The organism is Mycobacterium sp. (assembly GCF_965277065.1).
Classification (GTDB): Bacteria; Actinomycetota; Actinomycetes; order Mycobacteriales; family Mycobacteriaceae; genus Mycobacterium.
The window spans coordinates 114,986-137,028 of record NZ_CBDIBT010000015.1 but is presented as its reverse complement, the minus strand read 5'-3'; the positions used below and the strand labels follow the sequence as shown (position 1 = coordinate 137,028).

Below are 22,043 nucleotides of genomic sequence, written 5' to 3'. Positions count from 1 at the left end.
CCCAGCCCGCCACACCGGCGCACGCCGTGTGATACATGGTGCGAGTGCCCGCGAACCCGCCGCTGACCAAGGATCAACGTAACTCCTTCATCGCCGCGCTGTTGGGCTGGACGATGGATGCCTTCGACTACTTCCTCGTCGTGCTGGTCTACGCCGACATCGCAAAGACGTTCCACCACACGAAGGCCGAAGTCGCGTTCCTGACTACCGCCACCTTGCTCATGCGTCCGGTTGGCGCGCTGCTGTTCGGGCTCTGGGCCGACCGGGTCGGCCGGCGCCTGCCGCTGATGGTGGACGTGGTGTTCTATTCGGTGGTCGGCTTTTTGTGTGCGTTCGCGCCGAATTTCACGGTGCTGGTTGTTCTGCGACTGCTGTATGGCATTGGGATGGGCGGCGAATGGGGCCTCGGTGCCGCGCTGGCCATGGAGAAGGTGCCAATCGAACGGCGTGGGTTCTTTTCCGGTCTGCTCCAAGAGGGCTACGCATTCGGCTACCTGCTCGCCACAGTGGCCTCGCTCTTGGTGGTCGATCACCTCGGGCTGTCGTGGCGCTGGCTGTTCGGGCTGAGCATCATCCCCGCCCTGATCAGCTTGATCATTCGGTACCGGGTGCAGGAGTCCGAAGTCTGGGTAGCGGAGCAGGACCGAATGAAATTGACCCGCACCCGGATTCGCGACGTGCTGCGCAGCGCCGCCGTCATCCGGCGGTTCGTCTACCTCGTGTTGCTGATGGCGGCTTTCAATTGGATGAGTCACGGCACCCAGGACGTCTACCCGACGTTCCTGTCGGCCACCCACGACGGCGGCGCGGCTATCTCCCACGCGAGCGCCAAATGGATTGTGGTGACCTACAACATCGGCGCCATCGCCGGCGGACTGATTTTCGGCTCGCTGTCTCAGCGGTACGGTCGCCGCCACACCGTGGTGTTCTGCGCCGTGCTGGGGCTGCCGATCGTGCCGCTGTTCGCCTACTCGCACACGGCCGCGATGCTGTGCCTCGGCTCGTTCCTGATGCAGTTCGCGGTGCAAGGGGCGTGGGGTGTGATACCCGCGCACCTCACCGAGATGTCGCCGGACGCCATTCGCGGCTTTTACCCCGGCGTCACCTATCAGCTGGGAAATGTGCTGGCGGCGTTCAACTTACCGATCCAGGAACGGCTGGCCGAGACCCACGGCTACCCGTTCGCCTTAGCCGTGACCATCGGGCCCGTCCTGATAGCCGTCGCTGTCTTGACGGCACTCGGCCGGGACGCCACCGGAATACACTTCGGCAGCAACGAAAGCAGCGCGACCGCGATCGCCGAGGATGGACAGGCTCAGCGATCGAGCGCTTGACGAAGCAGATGCATGGCCACCGTCGTCGATCGTTCCCGGACGTCGCTGCGGTTACCAGGTAGCCGAAGCGTTCGGGTCGACGGCGCCCCGCCGGCCAGCGCCACCGTGAAGCAGACGGTCCCGACCGGCTTGTCGTCGGTTCCGCCACCCGGCCCGGCGATTCCGGTGATCGCCACGGCGGTATCCGCGCCGAGGCGGCGCAGCGCGCCGGCGGCCATCGCCTCGGCCACCGGTTCGGACACCGCGCCGTGCGTCTCGATGAGTGCCGGGTCGACGCCGAGCAACTCGGCCTTCGCGTCGTTGGCGTAGACCACCAGCCCCCCGGCCAGGTATGCCGACGAGCCCGGCCGTTCGGTGAGCCGGGCCGCCAGCAGTCCGCCGGTGCACGACTCGGCCGTCGCGATCCGGCGGCCAGTCAACAGTCGTGCGATCTGCTCGTCCACCGTGGCGCCGTCCTCAGAGAAGATCTGCTCGCCGTGCCGGTCCCGGAGTAGCGCGGTCAGTTGCCGGTAGGTGTCGGCATCGTCAGGCTCGTAGCGGGTGACCATTTCGATCTCGCCGCGGCGCAAGCAAGTGGTGATCTCCAGCGCATCGAATTCGGGTATGCCGTTTTCGGCCTCTCGGAGAGTCTCGGCCAGACCGGACTCCGGCAGCGCGAACATTCTGATGGTGTCCTGGCGGTAGATCGTTCGATCGGCAATCGCGTCCTGCACGCCAGGGACCTGCACCGCGGTCTTCCACATCGGTTGTAGTTCGCGTGGCGGGCCCGGCAGCACGACGACGGTTGGCTTGCCGGGAATGACCACGCCGGGTGCGGTTCCGACCGGATCCATCACCACCGCTCCGACCGGGACCATGGCTTGCTTGCGGTTGGCGGCACGCACTGCCTCGAAGTCGCCGGTACCGATGCGGGCCATCAGCTTCTTCAAGATCTCGGCGATCTTGTTCTCCAGCTCGACATCCAGCGCCAGCTCGCGATTGCAGAACCGGGCGACGGTGGCGACCGTCATGTCGTCGGCAGTCGGTCCCAGGCCGCCGCTGGTCACGATCAGGTCCACGCCCTCGTCGGCCATGAAGCGCAGCTGGGCCTCGATGTCGGCGGCGCGGTCGCCGCAGATGGTGATGTGGGCGAGCTCGACGCCCAACTCGAGAAGGCGGTCGGCGAGCCATGGTCCATTGGCGTCGGCGACCCGGCCGGTCAGAACCTCGGTGCCGGTGACGACTATGCCCGCACGTGCACTCACACCTTTGACACTAGGCGGGACTGTCGGGCCGCGCGGACAGGTACCGCTCGACCGACTGGGTTTTGCTGGTCATCGCGTCGGTGACGCCGGGTCGCCAGTCCGCTTTGATCACCACGCTGACGCGCGTGGCGCGCGCCGCCACCGCTTCGACGGCACGCTCCACGACGGCCATCACCTGACTCCAGCTGTCCCCTTCGATGACGGTGAACATCGAGTCGGTCTGATTCGGTAGGCCGGATTCCCGGACCACCCGGACTGCTTCGGCGACGATTTCGCCGACACCGTCGCCGACTCCGAGCGGCGTGACCGAGAACGCGACCAGCACTGACATCCGGCGAGCGTACCCACGACAGCGGACATCTCACCCGTGGCAGCATCGGGGAATGCGTGTTCTGGTGCAACGGGTCGCGTCGGCAGCGGTGTCGGTGGACGGCCGGGTGGTCGGCGCGATCCGGCCCGTCGGTCAGGGCCTGCTCGCTTTTGTCGGGGTGACGCACGACGACGACGTCGACAAAGCCCGACGGCTCGCCGAAAAGCTCTGGCAGTTGCGGGTTCTCGACGATCAACGGTCCGCTTCTGACCTCGGGGCCCCGATCATGGTGGTCAGCCAGTTCACCCTGTACGCCGACACCGCCAAGGGCCGGCGGCCGTCGTGGAATGCGGCCGCGCCGAGCACGGTCGCCGAGCCGCTGGTCGCCGAGTTCGTGCGGGCGCTGCGAACCCTGGGCGCCGAGGTGGAAACCGGGATTTTCGGCGCCGATATGCGGGTCGAGCTGGTCAACGACGGGCCGGTGACTGTGTTGCTGGAGTTGTGAGTGTGCAGGCTATGACGGCGTTTTCGCGGTTTCGCCGTCGATAAACTGCACAGTCGGCGGCCGGCTACTCCGCGACGGTGTATGCGCTTGCCCGTCCCACCCGGTGCCACAGGACGCCGCCCGCGGCGGTCACGCCCGCCCGGATCAGGTCGCGCTTGAGGATCTTGGTGGTTGCCGTATGGGGAAGCTCATCGTTGATGCGGACGAACCGGGGCCAGGCTTTTGGCGACAAGTCCGGTTGAGCGGCCAGGAATTTCTCGAATTCCTCCGGTGCCAAAGACTGACCGTCGTTCAGGACGATGGCGGCCATCACCTGGTCGCCTATCCCGTCGTCCGGAACCCCGTAGACCGCAACCTGATTGATCGGGGTAAGCCGTTGCAGAATTCGCTCGATGGGCGCGGCCGCAAGATTTTCGCCGTCGACGCGCAGCCAGTCCGAGGTGCGGCCGGCCAGATAGATCCAGCCGTCGACGTCCCGGTACGCCAGATCGCCGGACCAGTACATGCCGTGGCGCATCCGCTCGTTGGTGGCTGCGGCATCGTTGTAGTACCCGGCGAACGGACCGGAGCCCTGGGTGTTCACCAATTCACCGACCGCATCGTCGAAGTTGGCCAACGCGCCGTGCTGGTCGAAAACGGCTGGCGCGCATTCGGTCACGGTGTCGGAGTGGTAGACGGCAACCCCGGGGTATCCCCTGCCGATCGACCCGGTGGGCGTGCCGTCCTCGCGGGTGATGATCACGGCGAACTCGCTGGAGCCGAAGCTGTCGACGACTCGGCAGCCGAATCGCCTGGCGAACTCGTCGATGTCGCGGTCGGACGCTTCGTTGCCGAAGGCGATGCGCAGGGTGTTGTCCGCATCGTCGGGAAGCTCGGGCGTGGCCAGCATCAGGGCCAGCGGCTTGCCGACGTAGTTCAGGTAGGTGACGTGGTGGCGCCGGATGTCGTCCAGAAACCTCGACGTCGAGAACCGGGCGGGCACCATCGTCGCGCCGCTGCCGATGGCGACCGCCCAACCGGCGGCCACTCCGTTGGAGTGAAACAGCGGCATCGACAGATAGCAGACGTCGTCGGCGGTGACGTCGTACTGCCCGACCAGACTTGCGCCGCACATGATTGCCATCACGTGCGAGAACCGCACCGCCTTGGGGTCGCCGCTGGTGCCCGATGTGAAGATTATCATCAGGGTGTCATCGAAGCCGACCTCGCGCCACGGCTGCAGCGGCGGTGCCAACGCGACCACGTCGAGGTAGCGCTGCGACCCCACGTCCAGCACAGGGATTCCGGCGAGGTCCAGCCCGTCCAGCAGCGGCTCGTGCGCCGAATCAACAAGCAGCAGTTGACAATCGGAGCGCCGGATATCTGATAGCAGCCCGGCGCCGCGCCGGGTGGTGTTGATCCCGCACAGCACGTAACCGCCCAACCCCGCCGCCGCCATCGAACGCAGCATGGCCGGCGAATTGCCGAGCAGGGCACCGACGTGCAGTGGACGGCCGGCGTCCGCGATCCCGATCAGCGCCGACGCTTCGGCGGCGGCCTCGGCGAGATGCTCGCGCCACGTCCAGGTTCGCTCCATGTGCGCAACCGCCGGGGTGTCGTCGTGCATGCGGGACCGCAGCAATTGCTGCACGGTCTCAAACATCGGCCGGCCGGTACTTCAGTAGTGTGATCCCGGCGTCGGGGATGTCGCAGAACACCGGGCTCACCCGCATTCCGATCCGGACGTCGGCGGGGTCCACCGCGACCAGTTCGGTGCTGAGTCGCGGGCCGGCCTCCCACTCGACGACGGCGAGGATCTGCGGCACCGCATCCACCCACGGCGGGCCGGTGGGTCGGCGCGCCACGGTGAACGTGTACACCGTTGCGGCGCCGTCGATTTCGCGCCACTCGAGATCATCGGCCAACGTGCCCGGCGCCAGGGTGCGTGGATAGAACACATATCGTCCCAGCGACGGCGAGAACTGCACCAGGATCCGGTGCTCGGTGAGCCCATCCCAGAACGGCTTCGACACGGGTGTGGCCTCGGGAAGTGGTATCGCTTCGGTCATGTCAGTCACCCCCCAGCACGAGGGCGACTTGTTCACTCATGATGCCGCCCGTCCCCGTGACGAACGCCCGGTGACAATCGGCCACCTGGGCGGCGGCGGCCCGGCCCATCACTTGGCGCGCGGCGTCGACCACGTGGTGCATCCCGCCCCCCATGCCCGCTTGACCGTAGGAGAGTTGCCCGCCGGCGGTGTTGAGCGGAAAGTCGCCGGCAAAGGTGAGGTCGCGATCGCGTACCCACGCCATTCCTTCGCCTTTGCCGCAGAAGCCGGCGTCTTCGAGCGTCATCAGGACCGTGATGGTGTAGCAGTCGTACAGCGAGGCCATGTCGATCTCCGAGGGGCTCAGACCTGCCATCGTGAAGGCACGTTCGGCGGCGCGGGCCACCGGCGTCGTCATCAGGTCCTCGGCATAGGTCGCTGTCTTGAAGGCGATGTGCTCGCCGAATCCCCTGATCCACACCGGGCGGTGCCGCGCCCGGCGGGCGATGTCGGCGTTGGCGATCAGGACACCGGTGCCGCCTTGCACTCGCATCACTGTCTCCAACATGTGGATGGGATCGGCGATCATCGGGCTGGCCATCACGTCGTCGACGGTGAGGGGCTTGCCGTAAAACACCGCCCCGGGATGCGCGCACGCATTGGTCCGTTGGTCTACTGCGATCTTTGCCAAAGCCGTTGGGTCATAACCGAAAAGAGCCGCATACCGTTGAGCGATCTGCGCGTAGGGCCCGTTCTGCCCCACGTTGCCGTACGGGATTTCGAACTCCGCCTGCGGTGATCCGTACTTGTTGCTCGAGGCGCCGTGCCAGCTGAGCGGCGCCGGCGGACGGCGGTCGGAGGTCGGCAGGACCGCGGACCCGGGCACGATCGCGAGCACCGCGTCGCACAGCCCGAGTTCGACGGCGACCGCGGCCCGCCACACCATGCCCGCGGAGGTGGCGCCGCCGAGGTCGACGCGTTCCCCGAAATTGACTGGCAGGCCGAGGTATTCGGACAGCGTCGCCGGGGCGAACATGTCGGATTCGGCCAGGCCGTGGCAGACCAGACCGTTGACCACCGCGGCGTCCACCCCGGCGTCGTCGACGACCATCTTGGCCAACAGCGCGTACTGGTCGAGGGTGAACGACGGTGGCCGGGTCTGCCTGCGCTCGGCGGGCAACTCGGCGATACCGATGATCGCCGCCTCGCCACCCAGGCCCGTCACGACCGGTCACCGCGCAACGGCAGCGCCACGGTGGCGGTGCCCGGCATCAACACCGTGTCGTCGCGTTGCCCGGCGATCTCCAGCTCGACCAGACCGATGTTGTCTACCAACCGTTTTCCGGTGACCGACCCGCCGAAGGTCAGCTGCTCACCGACAAGGGCGATGGCCCGGTTCTGCACGGCGTACTCGACCAGCCGCCCGCGACCCCCGATCCAGTCGGTGATGGCGCGGGCCAGCAACGCCGACTGCAGCGGGCCCTGCACGATGACGTCGTCGTAACCCTCGGCGGTGCGGGCCCAGTCCTTGTCGTAATGGATGCGGTGACCGTTGTAGGTTGCGGCGCTGAAGAAAAACAACTGTCGCTCGTCGACCGTCACGGTCAGAGTCGGCAAGCTGTCGCCCGGGTGGACGTCTTCGTAGAAGATCTGCTCGCGGGTCATGGCGCTTCCGGCGGTCGGGCGATCATCGACGTCGTTGCTTCGGCGAGCAATTCGCGCCGTTGATTGTGATACACCGTTCGCCAGGTAACCAGAACGAATGTGCCTGAGCGGCCGTGCTTCTCGACGATCGACGCGATGGTGCGGACCATGTCGACCTGGTCATGGTCGTACGCCGGGCGGTGAAACGTCATGCTCTCGCCGCCGGCCATCCGCCGGGGTGCCAACGGAAACGCGAGGCTGCCCGACACCGCCCCCGACGAGCCGTCCGGCCGCACCTCGTCCAGCGGTGTAACGCCCAGGACCGCGTACTGCAGGTACAGCGGCGGGCAGACGATGTCGAGATAGCCCTGTGCGCGAGCGTATTCGGGGTCGAACCACAGCGGATTGTGGTCACCGACGGCGGCGGCCCACCGCTGCCAGTCGCGCCGGTTGACTTCACCCGTCGCGGTGGCAGCCACCGTTCCGACCCGCGCCGCCGACTCCGGGTCGATCAGGCTCTGCTCGTGTGCGCCGCTCTCCCCCGCAAGCGGGAGGTGCCTCCACCTCATCGCTTCGCTCCGCATCGTCGTCGTCGCTGCTCGCTCACGCCCGCTCCTCCAGCCACGTCGAGGCGATGTCCGCGCCACCGCCGAGCGTCGACAACACCCGGGCTCGCTCGGAGAACAGATGCAGGTCCGTTTCGACCACATAGCCCATGCCGCCGTGCAATTGGTGCGCATCGAGCGTGATGAGTTTCGCCGCGGTCGCGGCATGCATCCGGGCGATCGCGGTCTGACGGGTCGCGGTGTGACCCCGCCCGATCCAGAACACCGCCGAATGGGCGGCGAGCCGCGCCGCGTCCAGCGCAACATGCATATTCGCCACCAGGTGTTGCGCCGCCTGAAACGACGCGATCGGTCGGTCGAACTGCTTGCGTGCCATCGTGTAATCGACCGTGCGCTGCAGCACCGCCTCACCGACGCCGACCAGGTCCAGCGATTGCAGGGCCACCGCGGCATTGGCGGTCCGGCGCAGATCCTCGGCCGTCAGGCCCGCGCCGCCGACACCGTCCAGCATCGCATCCGCATCGGTCACGTCGACGTCGTCGAAGGTGATCCGGAACGCGCGATGGCCACCCATCAGTGGTTGCGCCTCGACCCGCAGACCTGCCGCGGTCAAGGGCAGCACGAAGCCCACGGTCCGCCCACCCTCGGCTGCCGAGACCACCAGAAGATCAGCGAGGTCGGCGTCCGAGACGAAATCGACGACCCCACTGAGCCGCCGTATACCGGTGGCGTCGACACGGGCCCGCAGCGTCGGGGCGATCGTTGCGGCGTCGCGGGCACTCGACAAAGATGTTGTGGCGCTGAGGTTTCCAGCGGCCAGCAACGGAAGCCACGCCGCGCGTTGATCAGGTCCACCGAGCAGTTGGATGGCAATCGCGGCGTGCAGGGTGCCGTGCACGATCGTCGGGCACAGACCACGGCCGGCCTCGACGTAGAAAACACCGAGGTCGGTCAGCGTGCCGTCGGCGCCGCCGTGCTCCTGCGGAAGCAAGAGCCCGAACACGCCGGCGTCGGCCAACGATTTCCACAATCGCTCGGGCCTCGGCCGCACGTCGGCGTCGCGCAGTTCACGAACCAGGCTCGTCGGGCACTCAGCGGCGAACAGCGCAGACAGCATCGACGCCAGATCTCGCTCGTCCTGACTCGGTATCAGCTTCACAGGATCAGCGTCCGTACGACGGCATGCCGTGGCCCCGTTGGGCGACGACGTCGCGCAGGACTTCGTTGGTGCCGCCACCAAACCGCATCAGCGGCGAAACCCGGTACAGCCGTTCGAACTTGCCGTCCACGGGCGCACCCGGGCTGCGGTAGGCCAGCAGACCCTCGGGGCCCAGCAGGTCGATGGCCAGATCGGCTATCCGCTGGCGTAGTTCGCTGGTGAAGATCTTCTCGGCGCTGACCTCGACGGTCGGAATCACACCGCTCTCCAACAGCGACGCTGCCTGATATCCCATCAGCTCCGCCGCTTCCACATCTGCTTCGGCCTGGGCGAGGCGGCGGCGTAAGCCCGGTGTCTGCAGTAATGCTGAGCCGTCTCGGCTGGCCAGCGTGGTCAGGTCGTCGAGTGCGCGTCGTAGATCTCCGGCGTTCGTCAGCGCGCCCCGTTCGAGATCCAGCGCGCCGGTGATGTAGGTCCAGCCCCGATTGAGTTCGCCGATCAAATTGCCCACGGGCACCCGCACCTCGTCGAAGAAGGCTTCGTTGGTGCGATAACCCGACCAGGCGTACAGCGGACGGATCGCGATGCCGGGCAGGTCGGTGGGAACCATGATCACCGAAATGCCCCGGTGCCGTGGCGCACTGGGATCGGTACGCACACAAAGCCACTCATGCGTTGCGCGATTCGCGACACTGTTCCAGATCTTGGATCCGGTGATCACCCACTCGTCGCCGTCGCGGACGGCCCGGGTCCGCAGACTCGCGAGGTCAGTGCCGGCCTCGGGTTCCGAATAACCCACCGCGCAGATCAACTCGCCGCGGGCAATCGGCGGGAGGAATTCAAGCTTGTTCTGCTCGGTGCCGTGCCGCATGATCATCGGCGCGACCGACGTGACGGTCAGGTCAGGTCCCGGGACACCCCAGTATTCGAATTCCCGCATCAACAGGTGCTGATACACCGCGCCCAGGCCCAGCCCGCCGTAGTCCGACTGCCAGTTCAATCCGAACCAGCCCCGCTCGCCGATCTTTCGCCGAAAAGCCGCGACTTCCCGGTTCGGCAACTCCTGACCGTGCTCGCTCAGTTCGGATCGCAGCCCCGGCGTGACCGCCTCGGCGAGGAACGCGCGTACCTCAGCCAGCCAGGCCGTCTGCGCCGCGTCCAGTTCGAAGTCCACCATCCTTTTACTAGTGGGTCTTATGAAACCGCGCGCGGGATTGACGAAAAGGAACTTAAAGTCATACGGCATGCCCCACTTGTCGAACGACCCCGCGAAAGTGCGACTACCGAGGCTTCTACCCGGGAAATGGCTCGGCAGTTGCACTCTCGCGGATGTCATCGAATGCAGGGCCGCTTGATGCAGTTCTGGTCTGGCACACCGTTTATGGAGACATCCGACGCCCTGGCGATTGCCCGGATGCTCGACGAGTGCGGCTACGACGGCGTCATCTGCGCCGATCACCTGATTTAACCGCGCGATCTGCGATCGCCGTACCCGTCCGGGGCGGGAGTGCCGCCGTGGCCACCGGAGACGGCTTGGCCCGATTCGTGGATCATGATCGGCGCGATGTCGTCGACCACGGAGCGCCTGCGGTTCTCCAACGCCATCTACGTCGCCCCGTCCCGACCTCTTGTCGAGGTGGCGAAGCAGGTGGCGACCGCCTCGGTGATTTCCGGCGGCCGGGTGTCGCTGGCCGTCGGCGCCGGCTGGATGCTTGAGCCGCACCCGCCGGCCCCGGTGCCGATCCTGTGCGGTGGCGAATCGGACGTGGCGCTGCGCCGGGCGGCGCGGCTGTGCGACGGCTGGGTCGGCACCGCCTATGGCTGGGACGACGCGGTCCGCTACGTGCAGAAGCTCACAGCGTTACGACATGAATACGGGCGCGGCGCAGAGCCTTTCGCGATCATGCTGGCCTTGCTCGAGATGCCGTCGCCGATCCTTACCGACGGGCCGAGGACCTCGGCATCACCGCGGTGATGTGCGCACCCTGGATGGCCGAGGACGTCGGGCCGAGTGATCGCGCGGGCTGCCGCGCCGCGATCGAGCGGTTCGCCGAGACCGTGATCGCCCGGTGTCGCTAGCGGCTCGCGGTCAGAACTTGTGCGGGACGTCGTTGACCAGTCCGCCGTCCATGACGAACTCCGCTCCGGTCGAGTACGACGATTCGTCGCTGGCGAGGAACAGCACGAAGGTGGCGACCTCTTCGGAGGTGCCGGGGCGCCCCAGCGGGACGGTCACCATATCGTCGGGGAAGTGCTTGGTCATCGGGGTGCGGATGAAGCCCGGGTGGATGGAGTTGACCCGGATGTTCTGCGAGGCCAACTCCAGCGCCGCCGACTTGGTCAGCCCGCGCACCGCCCACTTGGAGGCGACATACGGGTGCACCATGACCGCGCCGCGCAGACCCTCGATCGACGAGACGTTGATGATCGAGCCGCCACCGGCCGCCTTCATCGGCTCGACCACGGCCTGGATGCCGTGGAAGGTGCCGTTGAGGTTGACGTCGATGACCTTGTTCCACTTGTCCACGTTGAATTGCCCCAGCTGGCCGAGCGCGACGATGCCGGCGTTGTTGATCAGAACGTTGAGCTTGCCGAAGTCGTTGACGGCGGTGGACACCGCGGCCTCCCACTCCTCAGGCTGGGTGACATCGAGGTGGACATAACGTGCGGCGTCACCGAGTTCGTCGGCAAGTTTCTTGCCGTCGTCGTCGAGAATGTCGCCGACGACGACCTTGGCGCCCTCGGCGACCAGTGCGCGGGCGTGCGCTGCGCCCATCCCCCTGGCACCGCCGCTGATCAGTGCAACTTTGCCGTCCACGCGTCCCATGACGCGACACGCTACCGCAGCCGGATCGGCGAGTAGAACCTGTTCCACCTCCGCCGGTCCCAGCTGGGTAAACAAAAGCTTTCACCCGGGTGGTCGCAGTCGAGCAGATCCGTACTAAACTAGAACACGTTCCAGTTCGCCAACGCCGCGGTAAGCAACCACGTGAGGATTCCCATGCACACTCCCATCTGCGACGAGCTCGGCATCGAATTTCCGATCTTCGCGTTCACGCACTGCCGCGATGTTGTGGTCGCGGTGAGCAAGGCCGGCGGCTTCGGCGTGCTGGGGGCGGTCGGCTTCACCCCCGAGCAGCTCGAGATCGAGCTCAAGTGGATCGACGAGAACATCGGCGATCACCCGTACGGCGTCGACATCGTCATCCCGAACAAATACGAGGGCATGGACTCCCACCTGTCCGCCGAAGACCTGGCTGAGTCGTTGCGCAAGATGGTGCCGCAGGATCACCTCGACTTCGGGAAGAAGATCCTCGCTGACCACGGTGTGCCGGTCGAGGACAGCGACGGCGACACCCTGCAGTTGCTGGGCTGGACCGAGGCGACGGCCACGCCGCAGGTCGAGGTCGCCCTCACCCACGCAGGAGTGAAGATGATCGCCAACGCGCTCGGCACCCCGCCGCCGGAGATGATCAAGCACATCCATGACGCCGGGCTGAAGGTCGCTGCGCTGTGCGGCTCCCCGTCGCAGGCCCGCAAGCACGCCGACGCCGGCGTCGACATCATCATCGCTCAGGGCGGCGAGGCCGGCGGCCACTGTGGCGAGGTGGGCTCAATTGTGTTGTGGCCGCAGGTGGTCAAGGAGGTCGCGCCGGTTCCCGTGCTCGGTGCGGGTGGTATCGGCAGCGGTCAGCAGATCGCCGCGGCATTGGCGTTGGGCTGCCAGGGCGCGTGGTCCGGCTCGCAATGGCTGATGGTCGAGGAATCCTCGAACACCCCGGTCCAGCAGGCCGCGTACGTCAAAGCGGGTAGTCGCGACACCGTCCGCAGTCGGTCGTTCACCGGTAAGCCGGCCCGGATGCTCCGCAACGACTGGACCGAGGCCTGGGAGGCGCCGGACAACCCGAAGCCGCTCGGAATGCCGTTGCAGTACATGGTTTCCGGAATGGCGGTGCGGGCGACCAACCGCTACCCCAATGAATCGGTCGACGTGGCGTTCAACCCGGTCGGTCAGGTCGTCGGCCAATTCGCCAAAGTGGAAAAGACCTCGACGGTCATCGAACGCTGGGTGCAGGAGTACCTCGAGGCGACGAACAAGCTTGACGAGCTGAACGAAGCCGCGTCGGTCTAGTTACTCGTCTTCGGCGGCGCCGGTGAAGACCTCTTTGGTCCGCTCGACCGCATAGGTCGCGATGTCGATGGAGTTGTGCACGATGTCCCCGGTGCCGCCGGCGATGTCGCCTTTGATGATGTGTCCGGCGTCCTCGACGATGTCTGCGGATCGTTCGACGGCGTTCGTCACGATGTCCCGGGCGGCGTCGATCGCGTCTTTCGGCCTGAAAGCCATGGCTATCTCCTGAGTCTTAAGGGAAGTGCGTGATGCTCGTGTCGGATGGGAATCCGCCGCCCCTACCGTCCGGGGCCCCGCCGCCGGTCAATTGACCGATCTGCCAGCCGTGTTCGGTGCACAACATCGCAAGCCCATCGGGTGATTGCGCCGAAGATCCGCGCGGGTTGTCGCACTTGGCGCCCACCTGCTGCACTCCGTTGAGCGGGTAGGTGATCACCCAATACCCCGTCTGCGCAGCCGGGAACTGGTTGATGATGAAATGGCACGCCTCGGCCTGACCGCCCGGCCCACGTCCGAAGATGAATCGTTCGTAGTTGTCGCAGGGTGCACCGAGCGAAGCGTCGTAGTTCATACCCGGCACGTCCCCGTCGTAGTGCCCGTTATCGGCCAGTGCACCCGGGCCCAGGCCGACAGCGACGCCGGTGACCGCAGCGGCAACGAACAGTTCGCGAATCATGATCCACCTTCGGTTTCGCGTCACCTGGCTGTCCAGCCAGCCAGCGACTTCGAGGCAAGCATAGCCAGTACCCGGGGTGCCACAAGGCCGTTTCGCGAGGCCGCACGGGAAGCGTGCGCGGACTGTCCTGGCGCCTCGACACCACGCGAGAACACGTTCCAGTCCATCAACCGACAATCCGTCCAGAAGCCGTTCCATCTCGGCTGTTGCGGTGCTTTACTGGGCCAGAACGCGTCATGCCCAAGTCGTATTCATCCCTAGGAGTGCCACCGATGCCGACTCCGAATCTTCCTCCCGGATTTGATTTCACCGATCCCGACGTCCACGCCGAGCGTCTGCCGGTTGAAGAGCTGGCCGAGCTGAGGCGGACAGCGCCGATCTGGTGGAACGAGCAGCCAGTGGGCGCGGGCGGATTCGACGACGGCGGATTCTGGGTGGTGTCCAAACACAAAGACGTCAAAGAGATTTCGCGTCGCAGCGACGTCTTCTCCAGCCTGGAGAAGACCGCGCTGCCGCGCTACAAGGACGGCACCGTCGGCGAGCAGGTCGAACGCGGCAAGTTCGTCCTGCTCAACATGGATGCGCCGCAGCACACCCATCTGCGCAAGATCATCTCCCGCGGCTTCACGCCCCGGGCCGTCGAGGTGCTTCGCAACGACCTCCGGGAGCGGGCCCGCCAGATCGTGGAGACCGCCGCGGCGCACGGGTCCGGCGACTTCGTCGAACAGGTGTCGTGCGAGCTTCCGCTGCAGGCCATCGCCGGCCTGTTGGGAGTGCCGCAAGAGGACCGGATGAAGCTGTTCCACTGGTCCAATCAGATGGTCGGCGACCAGGACCCCGAGTTCGAGAACAACGACGCAATCGACGCCTCGATCCAACTGATCATGTACGCCATGCAAATGGCCGCCGACCGGGCCGCGAACCCCGGTGAAGACATCGTCACCAAGCTGATCGAGGCCGACGTCGACGGACACAAGCTCTCCGACGACGAGTTCGGTTTCTTCGTCATCCTGCTCGCGGTCGCGGGCAACGAGACGACCCGCAACTCGATCACCCAGGGCATGATGGCCTTCACCGACTTCCGCGACCAGTGGGAGCTCTTTAAGAAGGAACGTCCGGCCACCGCCGCGGACGAGATCGTCCGATGGGCCACCCCGGTCACGTCCTTCCAGCGGACCGCGCTCGAGGATTATGAGCTGTCCGGTGTGCAGATCAGGAAGGGTCAGCGCGTCCTAATGGTCTACCGCTCAGCCAATTTCGATGAGGAAGTGTTCGACGACCCGTTCTCGTTCAACATCCTGCGCGACCCCAATCCGCACGTCGGCTTCGGCGGAACGGGGGCGCACTACTGCATCGGGGCCAACCTGGCGCGGATGACGATCGACTTGATGTTTAACGCGATCGCCGACGCGATGCCTAACCTGGAGTCGGTCGGCACACCCGAACGCCTACGTTCCGGCTGGCTCAACGGCATCAAACATTGGCAGGTCGACTACCACAGTGATGCCTCAGCCAAATGCCCTGTCGCGCATTAGGCTACGGCTATGCCTTCCCATAAAGCAGTTCACGTCAAGTCCGCGGGCGCAGCGCTCGAACTCGCCGACGTCGAGACGAGGTCGCCGGACCGCGGCGAGGTACGACTCAGCGTCAAGGCCTGCGGCATCTGCGGCACCGACGCCCACTTCGTCGCCGGTGACTTCCCGGGACTGTCGTGGCCGCTGACCCTGGGACACGAGATCGCGGGCACGATCGCGGAAATCGGCCCGGGCGTCGACGAATTCGCGGTCGGAGATCGTGTCGCCGTCGGCTGGTTCGGCGGCAACTGCAACCACTGCGCACAGTGCCGCAAGGGCCAGTTCATCACCTGTTTGAACGGTCAGGTTCCGAGCTGGCACTATCCCGGCGGCTACGCCGAATCGGCGACGGTTCCAGCCACTGCGTTGGCGCGCATCCCCTCGGAGCTCACCGACGCCGAGGCCGCGCCGATGGGCTGTGCGGGTGTGACGACCTACAACGCGCTGCGACACACCAAGGCGCTGCCCGGCGATCGGGTGGCGATTCTCGGTGTCGGCGGCCTCGGGCACCTCGGGATCCAGTTCGCCAGGGCAATGGGTTTCGGGACCATCGCGATCAACCGCGGTACCGCGAAGAGAGCGGATGCACTCGAACTTGGCGCACATCACTACGTCGACGCTACCGACGGTGACGTCGCCGAAGCGCTGAACGACCTCGGCGGGGTCGCGGTGGTGCTGGGCACCGCCGGGGCCTCAGAGGCAATGGCTGCCACGGTCGGCGGACTACTCCCCTTCGGCGAGCTCATCACCATCGGGGTCACTCCCGAGCCGCTGCCGATCAGTCCCCTGCAGCTGATCAGCCCGGGGCTCAGCATCATTGGCCATCCGTCGGGAACCGCCAGCGAGATCGAGGACACGATGCGATTCGCGGTGCAGACCGGGGTGCGAGCGTGGATCGAGGAGCTGCCGCTGGCCAAGGCCGCTGAAGGCTATGCCGCGTTGGAAGAAGGCCGGGCTCACTACCGCACTGTGTTGACGGTTTGACACGAGACACCGAACCCGCCGAATGGAGCCTCGACGGCTCCGACGGTGAGCTGCTGATCCGAACCGGTGTCGCCGGCCCGGCCGCCGTGATGGGACACCGGCTGACCCTCGCGATGCGGCAGTGGCGCGCGACGGCCCGTTGGGATGGCGGCGTGCCGGTGGGCGCGGAGCTGATCGTCGAGGTCGGTTCGCTGAAAGTCGTCGGCGGCGAAGGCGGCGTCACTCCGCTGTCCGGGCCGGAGAAGATTCTGGTGCGCGGCAATGCGTCACGGTCGCTGGATGCCGAACGCTATCCGCGAATCACGTTCGAGGCCAACGCTATCGACAAGACCGATGACGGCTACCGGTTGACCGGGACCCTGACGATCCACGCGACGTCGCGGGAGCAGGTGGTCGATGTGCGGACCGACGACCAGGGAACCAACTGGTGGTTGTCCAGCGAGACCGCGCTACGGCAATCCGACTTCGGCATCAAGCCGTACTCGCAGCTGCTCGGCGCGCTGAGGGTCGCTGACGACGTCGTGGTGTCGTTCACCGCGAAGCGCGCCAAATAAAGGTGACGGAGGGGTTAGACGATGCGGATCGGAGTGGTGTTCCCGCAGACCGAGATTGGGGCCGACGCGGGAGCTGTTCGGGCCTATGCCGAGCATGTCGAGGGGCTGGGCTACGCGCACCTGCTCGCCTACGACCACGTCGTCGGCGCCGACACCACGGTCCACGCCGACTGGAACGGTCCCTACGACATGCACAACACCTTCCATGAGCCGTTGGTGACATTCGGCTACCTCGCGGCGGTGACGACCACCCTGGAGTTGGTCACCGGCGTCGTGATCCTGCCGCAACGGCAGACCGTGCTCGTCGCCAAACAGGCGGCCGAGGTTGACCTGCTCAGCGGTGGTCGGCTGCGCCTGGGAGTTGGTCTCGGCTGGAACCAGGTCGAATACCAAGCGTTGGGCGAAGACTTCTCGACGCGCGGTAAGCGCTGCGACGAGCAGGTCACGCTGATGCGCAAGCTGTGGACCGAGCCGAGCGTCACCTTCACCGGCGCCTATCACCGGGTGACGGGCGCGGGCCTGGCGCCGCTGCCGATCCAGCGGCCGATCCCGGTGTGGTTCGGGGCATCATCACCGCGCGCGTTCCGGAGGGCCGGCCGCCTCGGCGACGGCTGGTTTCCGATGGTGGGACCAGGACCCAAACTCGAGCGGGCGCGCCAAGAGGTGGCGCAAGCCGCCACCGAGGCCGGCCGGGATCCGGCTGAAATCGGTATGCAGGGTCAGGTTTCCTGGGACGGCAGCGCCGAGTATCTTGCCGAAGGTCTCAAGACCTGGGCGGATGCGGGCGCTTCGCATGCCTCGGTCAATACCATGAACGCCGGTCTGGAGTCCGTCGACCAGCATCTCAGTGTGTTGACCACCGCAGCCGAAATAGCCAGGCAATTCACGAATTAACGCAGCCGGCAGCTGACGATCAGGGTGCCGGCGCCCCGGGTGGCGGAGGCGGCGGCTGCTGGTCGGGCGCCTGCCCATGCAGGCGTTCGAGCAGCTTGGTGAGCAATGGGTGCGGGTTGGGTGGCTCTTCCGGCGGCGGTGGGGGCGCTACCGGAGGCGGCGGCGCGGGCGGCGCAGCCGGCGCGACGGCGTGCACCTCGACCGGCGCCTGCGCGACGACCGGCTGCCGGGCGACCGGCTCTTCCGCCGGCGCGGGCGGCGGCGCCGGGCGAGCGGCGGGCGTCTTGAACGCGGCCGGCGGAGGCGCTGGCGCTTCGGCGATGCGTACGCCCACCGCGCGGTGGGCCACCGGCCTGGCCGGGTTGGATCCGTAGTTGGGGACCAGGTGCGGACCCAGCGCCAGCGCCAGCGACGCGACGAACGTGACCGCTCCGGCGGCCAGCGTCGTCAATGCGCCGGCGCATGAGTTCTTCTTCGCGGCCAACTGATCCCGGCGCCAGCTGTTGACCGTCTCGAGCATCGCGGCGTCGGTGAATTCGGTGCTTTGAGCCGAGACAAGCGCGGCTCCCCGCGCCAACGCCAACTCTGCGCCGACTTGGTTGATGACCGGGACCGGCAAGGTCGCCAGCCGCGGCGTCAGGGCGTCGACGTCCTCTTGCGCGCCGACGATCACGATGCCACTGGGCTGCCACGAGCTGCGGTCGAACAGCGCGGTGAGCCAATGAACCAGATGTGTTGGGCCGCCGGACAACTGCTTGATGGCGGTCTGCGGTTCGCCGTCCTCGGCGTCGATCATGACGACGGTCGTCGACTCGCCGTCCAGCACGCACACCGCAGCCTGGTCGTAGCCGACGACCGGGGCGATGGCCCGAGCAAGCATGTCGCACGCGTCATGCAACCGGACCGGCACGATGTTGTCGAATCCGGCGTCGGTCAGTGATTCCACCAGCAGCGCCGCCTCGGCCGACGATTCGTCGCACCAAGTGACGCCGACGACATGCAGTCGCTGATCGAACCCGGCCGCCGCGGCCTGCGCTTCCAGCACGGCCGCGCTCGCTTGTTCCGAGGTGTACACCGCCTGCACTCCGGCGGTGGGGTCAACGTCGAAATCGTCGTGGTCGAGGATGGCGCCGTCGGCATCACGGCCTTCCACCAAGACCCAGCCGACTGACGTCGATGTCAGCGACAATCCAACTACCGTGTTCAAATCTGCACCTCAATCGCGATTCCGTGCCCAAGCGCCGCACCCGGCAAACCATTCAGAGCTGACGTACTGGTTCGCGGGCGGCGGAAGGACCGGGACAGCGTGGTCTCGTCGGTCTACCCCGGGTCACCCTACGCGTGCATCACGCGGAAACGCGACCGGGGGATCGGCCGCGGCGCAGTCCCGGAGCACGGCCCGGCGTTGCCACAAACAGCCGATTAACGGCTCTAGCACAGGCTCCGCGCAGGTAGACATGGTTGCTGCGAAAACGCGACACCACTGCGGCTTAATCGACATATGGACACCGGCACGGTAAGTTTCGCGGTAATGCGTGACGCCGTCGACAAGGGGCCCGATATGGCATTAGCAAGCGACAAGATCCGTGGATGGGTGCGGCGGCTGTCCGTCGCCGCAGTGTCAGCCGCGGCTCTACCGGGCCTGATCGGCCTGATCGGTGGAGCCCCAACGGCGAACGCGTTCTCCCGTCCCGGTCTCCCCGTCGAGTACCTCCAGGTGCCGTCGGCGTCGATGGGGCGCAGCATCAAAGTCCAGTTCCAGAGCGGCGGCAACGGCGCGCCGGCGGTGTACCTGCTGGACGGGCTGCGGGCGCAGGACGACTACAACGGCTGGGACATCAACACCCCTGCTTTCGAGTGGTACTACCAGTCCGGGCTGTCGATCGTGATGCCGGTCGGCGGGCAGTCCAGCTTCTACACCAACTGGTACAAGCCGGCCTGTGGCAAATCCGGCTGCTTGACCTACAACTGGGAAACCTTCCTGACCAGCGAGCTGCCTGGTTATTTGTCGTCGCAGAAGAGTGTCAAGTCGAACGGCAGCGCGGCGGTCGGTATATCGATGGCCGGTTCGTCCGCGATGAACCTGGCGATTTACCACCCGGACCAGTTCATCTACGCCGGTTCGCTGTCCGGATACCTGAGCCCGTCCACCGGACAGGGCGCGATCGGCCTGGCGATGGGCGACGCCGGCGGTTACAAGAAGGAAGACATGTGGGGGCCGGACAGTGACCCGGCATGGCAACGCAACGACCCCACGGTCAACGTCGGCCAACTCGTCGCGCACAACACCCGGCTCTGGGTGTACTGCGGCAACGGAACTCCGAACGAATTGGGCGGCGCCAATTTGCCGGCCACTTTCCTCGAGAGCAACTTCATGATCGGCGGCAATAAGAAATTCGAGGACGCCTACAACGCCGCGGGCGGCCACAACGCCGTGTTCAACTTCCCGCCGTACGGCACACACAGCTGGGAATACTGGGGCGCCCAGTTGAACGCGATGAAGGGCGACCTGCAGGGCTCGCTGGGCGCGCACGCCGGCTAGACCTTTTGAGAAGAACTGCGCTTGACGGTGATCCGTCAAGCGCAGTTTTCGTCGGTTCAGTTCGCTTTGGCGCCACGGGGTTCGGTCACGTCGCTGCACTGGCCGTAGATGCGTGCCACCATGGCGTCGAAGACGCCGCGGAAATAACGGTCGAAGTCGATATCGGGTGGCAGTTCGAAATCCATGGGCAGGCAGCCGATCGATCGCCACTTAGCACCTGCCGATGATCAGCGCCGTCATCGAGGTGGCGGCGATCGATGCCCCGGTGGTCAGCCCCCGAGCGCCGCGAGGAGCTCTTTGATCCGCGCGGCTTCGTCGTCGGTCGGAATTTCCTCGGCCTCGATGGCGTCGAGGAGTTCGGGCGTGAGCCCGACGCCGTTCGCGGTCTCCTGCGCCGACAGCTTCGCGCGCCGCCGGACGACGTAGAGCTGCTGGCCCAGAGTCGCGCCGGGCGCCTCGGACGCCAGCGCCATCAGATCGTCGTAGCGGGTGCGAACGCCGCTGAGCGACACGATGACTGACGGTGTCGCACGACCGCGGGTCGCCGCCTTGGTCAGGGCCGTCTGCAGTTTGCGCAGCCCGGACAGGATCACAGTGGCACGCCCGGAGAAATCCGGGTCGCTCGTGTCGGGCAGGGCGTCGATGGCCGCGGAGAACATCTGCATCGCCGCCTCGACCAAGCTGACGATGACAGGCGCTTCTCCGTCATCCGGTCCGCCGCCGTTCTTGGACCGCTTTGTGCTGTGGTAATCGTCGATGATGATCACTCCGTCGGGATTGTGCTACTGAGGCGTCGAAAAACGCTAGCGCGGATCGATCATCCGGACAAGGTGTGACCCGACCGGCCATCCTCCACCACGCTGGCGCGGCGACCTGCTGAACATCGCCGTTTTCGCGGACCCGCTACCCGTGGGCATGCTTGGATCAGCCCATGCAGGGATCTGCGACAGTTCACATGGCGGCACCGGCGGATCAGATCTGGGACCTGATCACCGACATCCACAGCATCGGCCGCTATTCGCCGGAGGTGTTCGAAGCCGAGTGGCTGGACGGGGTCACCCGGCCGGCGCTCGGCGCGCGGTTTCGCGGACACGTCAAGCGCAACGAGATCGGCCCGGTGTACTGGACCGTCTGCCGCATCACCGCGTGCGAGCCCGGCCGCGAATTCGGCTTCGAGGTGCTCGTCGGGGACCGTTCAGTCAACAACTGGCACTACCGCCTGGCGCCCTCGGGCGAGGGCACCGACGTCACCGAATCATTCCGGATGACCTCGTCGCCTTTCATCAGTCTTTACTTCTGGTTGTTCGGTGGATTCCTACGACAACGACGCAACATCCGGGACATGACCAAGACGTTGCACCGGATCAAGGACGTGGCGGAGGCATGAGCGGACAGTGGTCGCGCGACGAGATCGAATCGGCCTTCGAGCACCACAAGCAGGTGGTCGTCGAGATCGGGTCCAGCTGGGATTGGTCGCGGTTTGCCGACCAGTTCACTGCGGACGCAACCTACGTCGAGCACACCTACGGGACGATGCACGGCCGCGAGCACATCCGCGACTGGATCGTCTCGACAATGAACGTCTTCCCCGGTAGCGAGATGCCGTTTTATCCGACGTCCTGGCATTCCATCGACGTCGACCGGGGCTGGGTGTTCTGCGAGTTCCTGAACCGGATGCGCGACCCCGGTGACGGAAGTGTTCACCAGGCGGCCAACCTGTCGGTGATGAAGTACGGCGGCGACAACTTGTGGAGCTACGAGGAAGATGCTTACAACCCGATGAACTTCCTGCCGATGGTGCGGTCTTACGTCGAGCGCAGTCACGCCATGGGCACCGCCACCGCCGATGCCATCACCTTCGCCCGCAACATGAACTGGGAATTGGGCTGAGACCCAGC

At 66.1% G+C, this 22,043-nt stretch carries 27 protein-coding genes; 12 read left to right on the top strand and 15 right to left on the bottom strand.

The features are described 5' to 3' along the window. Positions 1-44: 44 nt before the first annotated feature. Positions 45-1,334 carry an MFS transporter gene (locus ACQY5A_RS04795; protein ID WP_428339245.1) on the top strand — a complete coding sequence of 430 codons (1,290 nt, stop codon included), beginning with the start codon at positions 45-47 and terminating at the stop codon, positions 1,332-1,334. Here the strand turns inward: ACQY5A_RS04795 and ACQY5A_RS04790 are convergent. Together ACQY5A_RS04790 and ACQY5A_RS04785 are read right to left on the bottom strand one after the other, a co-directional pair. Continuing rightward, entirely contained in the window at positions 1,316-2,578 is a 1,263-nt protein-coding gene (locus ACQY5A_RS04790) for a competence/damage-inducible protein A (protein ID WP_428339244.1), read from the bottom strand. The two genes, ACQY5A_RS04795 and ACQY5A_RS04790, sit on opposite strands and share 19 nt — an antisense overlap. Before the next feature lie 10 nt (positions 2,579-2,588). Then, positions 2,589-2,909 (bottom strand): MTH1187 family thiamine-binding protein, encoded by a 321-nt coding sequence (locus ACQY5A_RS04785; RefSeq protein WP_428339243.1) that lies wholly within the window; start codon positions 2,907-2,909, stop codon positions 2,589-2,591. Between the two features lie 52 nt (positions 2,910-2,961). On the opposite strand from ACQY5A_RS04785, the gene dtd reads away from it, so the two are divergent. Then, the gene (gene dtd, locus ACQY5A_RS04780; protein WP_428339241.1) at positions 2,962-3,393 is read left to right on the top strand and encodes a D-aminoacyl-tRNA deacylase; all 432 of its coding nucleotides are present in this window, start codon (positions 2,962-2,964) and stop codon (positions 3,391-3,393) included. 64 nt (positions 3,394-3,457) lie between these two features. Here dtd and fadD1 read toward each other — a convergent pair whose 3' ends face one another. Genes fadD1 through ACQY5A_RS04745 form a run of 7 tightly spaced genes read right to left on the bottom strand, consistent with a single transcriptional unit; the run spans position 3,458 to position 9,963 of the window. Next, on the bottom strand, positions 3,458-5,035 hold the full coding sequence (gene fadD1, locus ACQY5A_RS04775) for a fatty-acid--CoA ligase FadD1 (RefSeq protein WP_428339240.1): 1,578 nt from the start codon (positions 5,033-5,035) through the stop codon (positions 3,458-3,460). Then, positions 5,028-5,441 carry a Zn-ribbon domain-containing OB-fold protein gene (locus ACQY5A_RS04770; RefSeq protein ID WP_428339238.1) on the bottom strand — a complete coding sequence of 138 codons (414 nt, stop codon included), beginning with the start codon at positions 5,439-5,441 and terminating at the stop codon, positions 5,028-5,030. Before ACQY5A_RS04770 ends, fadD1 begins: the two co-directional genes overlap by 8 nt. A 1-nt stretch (position 5,442) precedes the next feature. After that, the gene (locus tag ACQY5A_RS04765) at positions 5,443-6,645 is read right to left on the bottom strand and encodes a thiolase family protein (RefSeq protein WP_428339237.1); all 1,203 of its coding nucleotides are present in this window, start codon (positions 6,643-6,645) and stop codon (positions 5,443-5,445) included. Further along, entirely contained in the window at positions 6,642-7,085 is a 444-nt protein-coding gene (locus tag ACQY5A_RS04760) for a MaoC/PaaZ C-terminal domain-containing protein (RefSeq protein ID WP_428339236.1), read from the bottom strand. The genes ACQY5A_RS04765 and ACQY5A_RS04760 overlap by 4 nt, the downstream gene beginning before the upstream one ends. Beyond that, complete coding sequence (locus ACQY5A_RS04755) at positions 7,082-7,633, bottom strand: MaoC family dehydratase (RefSeq protein ID WP_428339235.1); 552 nt, start codon at positions 7,631-7,633, stop codon at positions 7,082-7,084. The genes ACQY5A_RS04760 and ACQY5A_RS04755 overlap by 4 nt, the downstream gene beginning before the upstream one ends. Before the next feature lie 34 nt (positions 7,634-7,667). Continuing rightward, positions 7,668-8,789 (bottom strand): acyl-CoA dehydrogenase family protein, encoded by a 1,122-nt coding sequence (locus tag ACQY5A_RS04750; RefSeq protein ID WP_428339234.1) that lies wholly within the window; start codon positions 8,787-8,789, stop codon positions 7,668-7,670. 4 nt (positions 8,790-8,793) lie between these two features. Beyond that, positions 8,794-9,963 carry an acyl-CoA dehydrogenase family protein gene (locus tag ACQY5A_RS04745; RefSeq protein WP_428339233.1) on the bottom strand — a complete coding sequence of 390 codons (1,170 nt, stop codon included), beginning with the start codon at positions 9,961-9,963 and terminating at the stop codon, positions 8,794-8,796. Between the two features lie 165 nt (positions 9,964-10,128). On the opposite strand from ACQY5A_RS04745, the gene ACQY5A_RS04740 reads away from it, so the two are divergent. Further along, positions 10,129-10,257, top strand: coding sequence for a hypothetical protein (locus ACQY5A_RS04740; protein ID WP_428339232.1), 129 nt, complete (start codon positions 10,129-10,131; stop codon positions 10,255-10,257). A gap of 96 nt (positions 10,258-10,353) precedes the next feature. Beyond that, positions 10,354-10,764: an LLM class flavin-dependent oxidoreductase gene (locus tag ACQY5A_RS04735; protein WP_428339231.1), complete on the top strand. Its 411-nt coding sequence runs from the start codon at positions 10,354-10,356 to the stop codon at positions 10,762-10,764. 114 nt (positions 10,765-10,878) lie between these two features. Here ACQY5A_RS04735 and ACQY5A_RS04730 read toward each other — a convergent pair whose 3' ends face one another. After that, positions 10,879-11,616, bottom strand: coding sequence for a glucose 1-dehydrogenase (locus ACQY5A_RS04730; RefSeq protein WP_428339230.1), 738 nt, complete (start codon positions 11,614-11,616; stop codon positions 10,879-10,881). A gap of 174 nt (positions 11,617-11,790) precedes the next feature. On the opposite strand from ACQY5A_RS04730, the gene ACQY5A_RS04725 reads away from it, so the two are divergent. Then, entirely contained in the window at positions 11,791-12,921 is a 1,131-nt protein-coding gene (locus ACQY5A_RS04725) for a nitronate monooxygenase (RefSeq protein WP_428339229.1), read from the top strand. Here the strand turns inward: ACQY5A_RS04725 and ACQY5A_RS04720 are convergent, their stop codons facing one another. Then, complete coding sequence (locus ACQY5A_RS04720) at positions 12,922-13,137, bottom strand: hypothetical protein (RefSeq protein WP_428339228.1); 216 nt, start codon at positions 13,135-13,137, stop codon at positions 12,922-12,924. Positions 13,138-13,153: 16 nt separating this feature from the next. After that, on the bottom strand, positions 13,154-13,597 hold the full coding sequence (locus ACQY5A_RS04715) for a hypothetical protein (RefSeq protein ID WP_428339227.1): 444 nt from the start codon (positions 13,595-13,597) through the stop codon (positions 13,154-13,156). Positions 13,598-13,869: 272 nt separating this feature from the next. Here ACQY5A_RS04715 and ACQY5A_RS04710 point away from each other — a divergent pair, with 272 nt between their 5' ends. Genes ACQY5A_RS04710 through ACQY5A_RS04695 form a run of 4 tightly spaced genes read left to right on the top strand, consistent with a single transcriptional unit; the run spans position 13,870 to position 17,603 of the window. After that, a complete protein-coding gene (locus ACQY5A_RS04710) occupies positions 13,870-15,132 on the top strand; it encodes a cytochrome P450 (protein ID WP_428339226.1) in 1,263 nt (420 codons plus the stop codon). Positions 15,133-15,141: 9 nt separating this feature from the next. Then, a complete protein-coding gene (locus ACQY5A_RS04705; protein WP_428339225.1) occupies positions 15,142-16,155 on the top strand; it encodes an alcohol dehydrogenase catalytic domain-containing protein in 1,014 nt (337 codons plus the stop codon). Next, the gene (locus tag ACQY5A_RS04700) at positions 16,152-16,709 is read left to right on the top strand and encodes a YceI family protein (protein ID WP_428339224.1); all 558 of its coding nucleotides are present in this window, start codon (positions 16,152-16,154) and stop codon (positions 16,707-16,709) included. The genes ACQY5A_RS04705 and ACQY5A_RS04700 overlap by 4 nt, the downstream gene beginning before the upstream one ends. 21 nt (positions 16,710-16,730) lie before the next feature. Next, positions 16,731-17,603, top strand: coding sequence for an LLM class F420-dependent oxidoreductase (locus tag ACQY5A_RS04695; RefSeq protein WP_428339223.1), 873 nt, complete (start codon positions 16,731-16,733; stop codon positions 17,601-17,603). Positions 17,604-17,622: 19 nt separating this feature from the next. Here the strand turns inward: ACQY5A_RS04695 and ACQY5A_RS04690 are convergent, their stop codons facing one another. Continuing rightward, on the bottom strand, positions 17,623-18,810 hold the full coding sequence (locus ACQY5A_RS04690) for a DUF7159 family protein (RefSeq protein ID WP_428339222.1): 1,188 nt from the start codon (positions 18,808-18,810) through the stop codon (positions 17,623-17,625). Positions 18,811-19,164: 354 nt separating this feature from the next. Between ACQY5A_RS04690 and ACQY5A_RS04685 the strand changes: the two genes are divergently transcribed. After that, positions 19,165-20,145 (top strand): esterase family protein, encoded by a 981-nt coding sequence (locus tag ACQY5A_RS04685; protein ID WP_428339402.1) that lies wholly within the window; start codon positions 19,165-19,167, stop codon positions 20,143-20,145. A 56-nt stretch (positions 20,146-20,201) separates the two neighbouring features. Here ACQY5A_RS04685 and ACQY5A_RS04680 read toward each other — a convergent pair whose 3' ends face one another. Both ACQY5A_RS04680 and ACQY5A_RS04675 read right to left on the bottom strand, forming a co-directional pair. Continuing rightward, a complete protein-coding gene (locus ACQY5A_RS04680) occupies positions 20,202-20,330 on the bottom strand; it encodes a hypothetical protein (RefSeq protein WP_428339221.1) in 129 nt (42 codons plus the stop codon). Positions 20,331-20,414: 84 nt separating this feature from the next. Beyond that, complete coding sequence (locus ACQY5A_RS04675) at positions 20,415-20,810, bottom strand: hypothetical protein (protein ID WP_428339401.1); 396 nt, start codon at positions 20,808-20,810, stop codon at positions 20,415-20,417. A 266-nt stretch (positions 20,811-21,076) separates the two neighbouring features. On the opposite strand from ACQY5A_RS04675, the gene ACQY5A_RS04670 reads away from it, so the two are divergent. Both ACQY5A_RS04670 and ACQY5A_RS04665 read left to right on the top strand, forming a co-directional pair. Beyond that, a complete protein-coding gene (locus ACQY5A_RS04670) occupies positions 21,077-21,532 on the top strand; it encodes an SRPBCC family protein (protein WP_428339220.1) in 456 nt (151 codons plus the stop codon). Continuing rightward, positions 21,529-22,035 carry a nuclear transport factor 2 family protein gene (locus ACQY5A_RS04665; RefSeq protein ID WP_428339219.1) on the top strand — a complete coding sequence of 169 codons (507 nt, stop codon included), beginning with the start codon at positions 21,529-21,531 and terminating at the stop codon, positions 22,033-22,035. Before ACQY5A_RS04670 ends, ACQY5A_RS04665 begins: the two co-directional genes overlap by 4 nt. Positions 22,036-22,043: the final 8 nt, after the last annotated feature.